The sequence below is a fragment of the Chthoniobacter sp. genome, from assembly GCF_040003245.1.
GTDB lineage: Bacteria > Verrucomicrobiota > Verrucomicrobiia > Chthoniobacterales > Chthoniobacteraceae > Chthoniobacter.
Genome location: NZ_JBDUCX010000350.1, coordinates 1 through 5,192, shown reverse-complemented (window position 1 = coordinate 5,192; position 5,192 = coordinate 1). Strand labels below are relative to the sequence as shown.

The 5,192-nt window shown below is 60.4% G+C and carries 6 protein-coding genes; all 6 read left to right on the top strand.

Features of this window, described 5'->3' with window-relative positions:
- The first annotated feature begins 408 nt into the window (after positions 1 to 408).
- Complete coding sequence (atpB, locus tag ABJF10_RS29160; protein ID WP_348548123.1) at positions 409 to 1,389, top strand: F0F1 ATP synthase subunit A; 981 nt, start codon at positions 409 to 411, stop codon at positions 1,387 to 1,389.
- A gap of 85 nt (positions 1,390 to 1,474) precedes the next feature.
- On the top strand, positions 1,475 to 1,702 hold the full coding sequence (locus ABJF10_RS29155; RefSeq protein WP_348548122.1) for an ATPase: 228 nt from the start codon (positions 1,475 to 1,477) through the stop codon (positions 1,700 to 1,702).
- Between the two features lie 66 nt (positions 1,703 to 1,768).
- Positions 1,769 to 2,329, top strand: coding sequence for a F0F1 ATP synthase subunit B (gene atpF, locus ABJF10_RS29150; RefSeq protein WP_348548121.1), 561 nt, complete (start codon positions 1,769 to 1,771; stop codon positions 2,327 to 2,329).
- Between the two features lie 4 nt (positions 2,330 to 2,333).
- Entirely contained in the window at positions 2,334 to 2,735 is a 402-nt protein-coding gene (atpH, locus tag ABJF10_RS29145; protein ID WP_348548120.1) for an ATP synthase F1 subunit delta, read from the top strand.
- Positions 2,736 to 2,771: 36 nt separating this feature from the next.
- Entirely contained in the window at positions 2,772 to 4,298 is a 1,527-nt protein-coding gene (atpA, locus tag ABJF10_RS29140) for a F0F1 ATP synthase subunit alpha (RefSeq protein ID WP_348548119.1), read from the top strand.
- Between the two features lie 49 nt (positions 4,299 to 4,347).
- A partial coding sequence (gene atpG / locus ABJF10_RS29135) for an ATP synthase F1 subunit gamma (protein ID WP_348548118.1) occupies positions 4,348 to 5,192 on the top strand: 845 nt, incomplete at its 3' end.

The following is a 5,192-nucleotide window of genomic DNA, read 5'->3' as shown; positions in this document are numbered from 1 at the left end:
ACTCGACAAAAAAAGTGCATTGCTCCATTGGCTCTGTTGGCTCCATTGCGGAAAATTTCACGCCCCGTCCGAAATTTCCGCGGTCCGGGATGGGTTTCTGCCAAAGGCCGCAACTAAATGGGCAGCAGCGACTTTCGCGAGTCGTCCGGCCAGGGTGGAACACTACACAAGAATAATGCGTGATTTGTGGGGTCACATCGATTAGGAGCACCGTCCCACGACGCGACTTTTGAGGAGGAAAACGGGAGCTTGTGAAAAAATTCACAAAGTTCTTGCCACTTCCTCGAACGCGCTGTTTTATCTCCCCGGCAATGCTTGAAGTTCGGTCGCGCCCGAGTGCCCCAGCGCGACGGATTTTTCCAGTCGAGTGATATCGACCCCGGATTTCTCGCCCTGCCTAACAAGGAAATGACTAGCCTTCTCCCTCAACCCAGCGCCTGGTCCACCGTCCATCGGTGGCTCCGGCTCATTTTCATTTGCTGTGCGATGTTTGGCATCACCGGCCTGGCCACGCTCGTGGTGCGGGCGGCGGATGAAACTCCCGCGGCCGGCGAGGCCGCTCCGCATGCGGAAAAAGCGGAAAAGCACGAAGGTCTTACGCCCAATGCCCCGGTCCTCATTGATCTCGGCGTTTTCAAGATCACCAATTCCATGGCTTTCACGTGGTTCGTGGCGCTGTGCATCATCGGCTTTGCACAGTATGCGACCCGCTCGATCAAGGAAGTGCCGGAGGGCGCGCAGAACTTCTGGGAATGGCTGGTCGAGAGCCTGCACAATTTCCTGGAAAGCATCATTGGCCACGATCTGGTGAAGAAGACGTTTTGGTTCTTCGCCACGATCTTCATCTTCATCCTCTTCACAAACTGGGCCGGTTTGATCCCCGGCGTGGGCACCATCGGGTGGGGTATCCCGGATGCCCAAGGCGGGCTTCATCATATCGATCGTCCGCTTATCCGCGGCATCAATGCCGACCTGAACATGACGCTCGCGATGTCGCTGATCTTCTTCGCGTGCTGGATCGTCTGGGCGTTTCAGGCCAATGGTTTCGGCGGCCTCATCATGCATATCTTCGGGCCCAAGGGGAACGTGACCAATATCTGGGGCAAGATCGGCATGGGAATCATCTTCGCCATCGTCGGCCTGCTCGAAATCGTCTCGATTGCCTTCCGCCCGGTTTCGCTCAGCTTCCGTCTCTACGGCAACGTCTTCGCCGGGGAGAACATCATGGAATCGATGTCGAACATCGTGCCCTCCCTGTCCTGGCTCATTCCGATTCCGTTCTACTTCATGGAATTGCTGGTCGGCATCGTCCAGGCGCTCGTCTTCATGCTTCTCACCGCGGTGTTCACCTTGCTCATCTGCCAGCAGCACGAAGAGGAACACCACTAATCGATTTCACAAACACTTTCGCCAGCCAGACCGTGCATGTCAGCGGGGGCTGTCGGGAAAACCAAAACCAAATAAAGGAAACATCATGAACATCGCAACCATCCTCGCGGAAGGCGCAGTCGGCATGACGGGCAGCATTCACGTTGGTCTCGCAGCGCTTGGCGCGGCAGTCGGCGTGGGTCTGATCGGCATGGGCGCTTCGTCGGCAGTGGGCCGGAATCCCGGCGCCGCCACCCCGATCCTCGTGCAGGCGATCCTGAGCACCGCCTTCGCTGAAGGCATCGTGTTCTTCGCCATCTACCTCGTACGGTAATTCAATGGCGCGGGGTTGGTCACAGCCTCGCGCCAGTTTCCCTCCGGCTTTTCTTTCATTTCACCTATGGCTTCCCTTCTCATTCTCGCCGCACAAGGCGGCATCGTCGACAATCTGGTCGAAAGCGCCCAGGAAACGGGTCGTGTCTTCGGCGTCAATGCCTGGCTGCTCTTCTCGCAGATCATCAGCTTCTGCATCGTGGCGTTCCTCCTCCAGAAGTTCGCTTACAAGCCGATCCTCACCGTGCTGGAAACGCGCCGGCAGAAAATCGCCGAGGGCCTGGCCAATGCCGAGAAGATTAAGGTGCAGCTCGCGGAATCCGAGGCCCGCGTGCAGGAAATTCTCACCAAGGCCAACGCCGATGCGCAGCGCATGATCGACGAAGCCCGCGCCAGTGCGCAGGTCGTCGCCGACAAGCGCACCCAGCAGGCTATTTCCGAGGCCGAGCAGATCATCGCCAAGGCCCGCGAAGCGACCGGCATCGAGCGCGAAAAGACGCTCTCCGAGCTCAAGCGCGAAGTGGCCCGCCTGGTCATCGACACCACGACCAAGGTCACCGGCCGGGTGCTGACGCAGACCGACCAGAAACGCATCAACGAAGAAGCCGCGCAGCAAGTCGGCGCCTGATTTCATGAAGCTGGACAAGGATTCACGCAAACTCTCCAAGCAGCTCTACAGCGCGAGCTTCAAGGATGGGCGTCTCGATGCCAAGCGCGTCGCCGCCATCGCCAAGGAAGTCGCCGCGAGCAAGCCCCGCAATGCGCTGGGCATCCTCAAGGAATTCCGCCGCCTCGTGCGTCTCGAAGCCGCCCGGCATCACGCCGTCGTCGAGAGTGCCGTGGAGCTCGATGAAGCCATGACCAAGCAGCTCACCGCCAGCCTGCGCGCGCAGTACGGCAAGGACCTGAGCATCGAATTCAATGTTTCGCCCGAATTGCTCGGCGGCCTGCGCATCAAGGTCGGCAGCGATGTCATCGACGGCTCCGTCCGCGAACGCCTCCAACGCCTCGAAGCCCAACTCACTTACGCCTAAGCGCCTCATCCACTTTCACCCCAACCTAATTTTCCCATGAGCAGCATCCTGCAAGAACTCGAAAAACAAATCGGCGGCCTCAAGACCAGCACGAGCAAATCCAACGTCGGCGTCGTGCGCGAAGTCGGCGACGGTGTGGCCAAGATCGAAGGCCTGAGCGGCGTCATGCTCAACGAGATGATCGAATTTCCGGGCGGCCTCTACGGCCTGGCCCTGAACCTCGAAGAGAGCGAAGTCGGCGCCATCCTGCTCGGCGATGGGCGCGACGTGGTCGAAGGCACCGAAGTGAAGACGACCGGACGCCTGCTCTCCGTGCCCGTGGGCAAGGGGCTGCTCGGCCGTGTGGTCGACACCCTCGGCAACCCGGTCGATAACAAGGGACCGATCACGGCCACGACTACTTATCCCGTGGAGAAGATTGCGCCCGGCATCATCAAGCGCAAATCCGTGAGCCAGCCGGTGCAGACCGGCATCATGGCCATCGACGCGATGATTCCGATCGGCCGCGGCCAGCGCGAGCTGATCATCGGTGACCGTGCGACGGGCAAGACGACCATCGCGATCGACGCCATCATCAACCAGGCGCGCATCAACAAGGCTAACGAAGGCAAAGACGGCTTCCGCCCGCTGTATTCCATCTACGTCGCCATCGGCCAGAAGCAGTCGAACGTCGCCCGTTCGATCGCGGTGCTCGAGAAGGCCGGCGCGATGCCTTACACCATCATCGTCTGCGCGACCGCTTCCGATACCGCGACCAACCAGTATCTCGCTCCGTTCGCCGGTGCGGCGATGGGTGAGTGGTTCATGGACAACGGGATGGACGCCTTGATCGTGTTTGATGACCTTTCGAAGCACGCTGTTGCTTATCGCCAGGTGTCCCTGGTGCTCAAGCGCCCCTCCGGCCGCGAAGCGTATCCCGGCGACGTTTTCTATCTCCACAGCCGCCTGCTCGAGCGCAGTGCGCGCGTCAGCGAGAAGAACGGCAACGGCTCGCTGACCGCGCTGCCGATCATCGAGACGCAGGCGGGCGACGTGTCCGCTTACATCCCGACGAACGTCATCTCGATCACCGACGGCCAGATCTATCTGGAAACCGACTTGTTCTATCAGGGCATCCGCCCCGCCGTGTCGGTCGGTCTCTCCGTGTCCCGTGTGGGTTCCGCCGCGCAGATCAAGGCGGTGAAGCAAGTCGCCGGCAAGATCAAGGGTGACCTCGCCCAGTTCCGTGAACTGGCGGCTTTCGCGCAGTTCGGCAGCGACCTCGACGCCAAGACCAAGTCGGTGCTCGATCGCGGCGCCCGCGTCGTGGAACTCTTCAAGCAGGTGCAATACAACCCGCTCGCCACCGAAGTCATGGTCGCGGTCCTCTGGACGATGCAGAACGGCTTCCTCGACGACGTGCCGGTCGACAAGATCAAGGACTTCCAACTCAAGCTGCAGGATTACCTGACCACGCGCAAAGACGCGGTGCTCGGCAAGATCCGCGACAAGGCGGCGATCGACGACGATATCACCGCCGACCTCAAGGCCGCCCTCAGCGAGTTCAAGACAAGTTACCGATAGTCGAGGACTCCGGTCTATCCACTATCAACCAATAACTATCCACTAATTCATGGCCGCCAATACCCGCGACATCCGGCGCCGGATCAAGTCCGTCAAGAACACGGCGCAGATCACGAAGGCGATGCAGATGGTTGCTGCCTCGAAGATGCGCAAGGCGCAGCAGCTGGCCGTCGATGGCCGGCCGTATGCCAAGTTGCTCAACGGGATCAGCGCGGCAGTGAACGAAGCCAATTCCGACGAGAAGCACCCGCTCCTCCAGCACCGCGAGGTGAAGAAGGAGATGGTCATCCTGGTCTCGACCGACAAGGGACTGTGCGGCGCCTTGAATACGAACCTGCTGCGCGAAGCCGCCAAGTTCGACCCGGCGAAGACCATTTTCGTCACCGCCGGACGCAAGGGCGCCCAATGGGTGGCGCGCACGAAGCGCGAACTGATTGCGGAATTCCACCTCAAGGACACGCCGACTTTCATCGAGACGAAGGCCATCTCCAAGCTGGCCATCGAGAAGTTCCTCGACGGCACGGTCGACAAGGTCTCCGTGGTCGTGACCCGTTTCGTCAACACCCTCACGCAGACACCGGTGGTGGTGCAATTGCTGCCCGTCGCCGCGATGCCCGGCAATGCGGAAGCCATCGAGAACATTCACCAAAAGGGCGGACTCGACGTCACCTTTGAGCCGAACGCGGCAGGGGTGCTTGATGCCTTGCTCCCGTACTACGCGCACTTTGCCGTCTATCGCGCCGCCGTCGAAGCCCGTGCGGCCGAGCACAGCGCGCGGATGGTCGCCATGAAGAGCGCGACCGACAACGCCAAGTCGCTGATCAAGGACCTGACGCTCGAATACAACAAGGTCCGCCAGGCGGGCATCACCACCGAACTTCTCGAAATCACCAC

Bases quoted from the DNA above. Each gene is read 5' to 3' on its own strand.
- atpB (WP_348548123.1), top strand. From the start codon at position 409: ATGACTAGCCTTCTCCCTCAACCCAGCGCCTGGTCCACCGTCCATCGG.
- atpF (WP_348548121.1), top strand. From the start codon at position 1,769: ATGGCTTCCCTTCTCATTCTCGCCGCACAAGGCGGCATCGTCGACAAT.
- atpA (WP_348548119.1), top strand. From the start codon at position 2,772: ATGAGCAGCATCCTGCAAGAACTCGAAAAACAAATCGGCGGCCTCAAG.
- ABJF10_RS29155 (WP_348548122.1), top strand. From the start codon at position 1,475: ATGAACATCGCAACCATCCTCGCGGAAGGCGCAGTCGGCATGACGGGC.
- atpH (WP_348548120.1), top strand. From the start codon at position 2,334: ATGAAGCTGGACAAGGATTCACGCAAACTCTCCAAGCAGCTCTACAGC.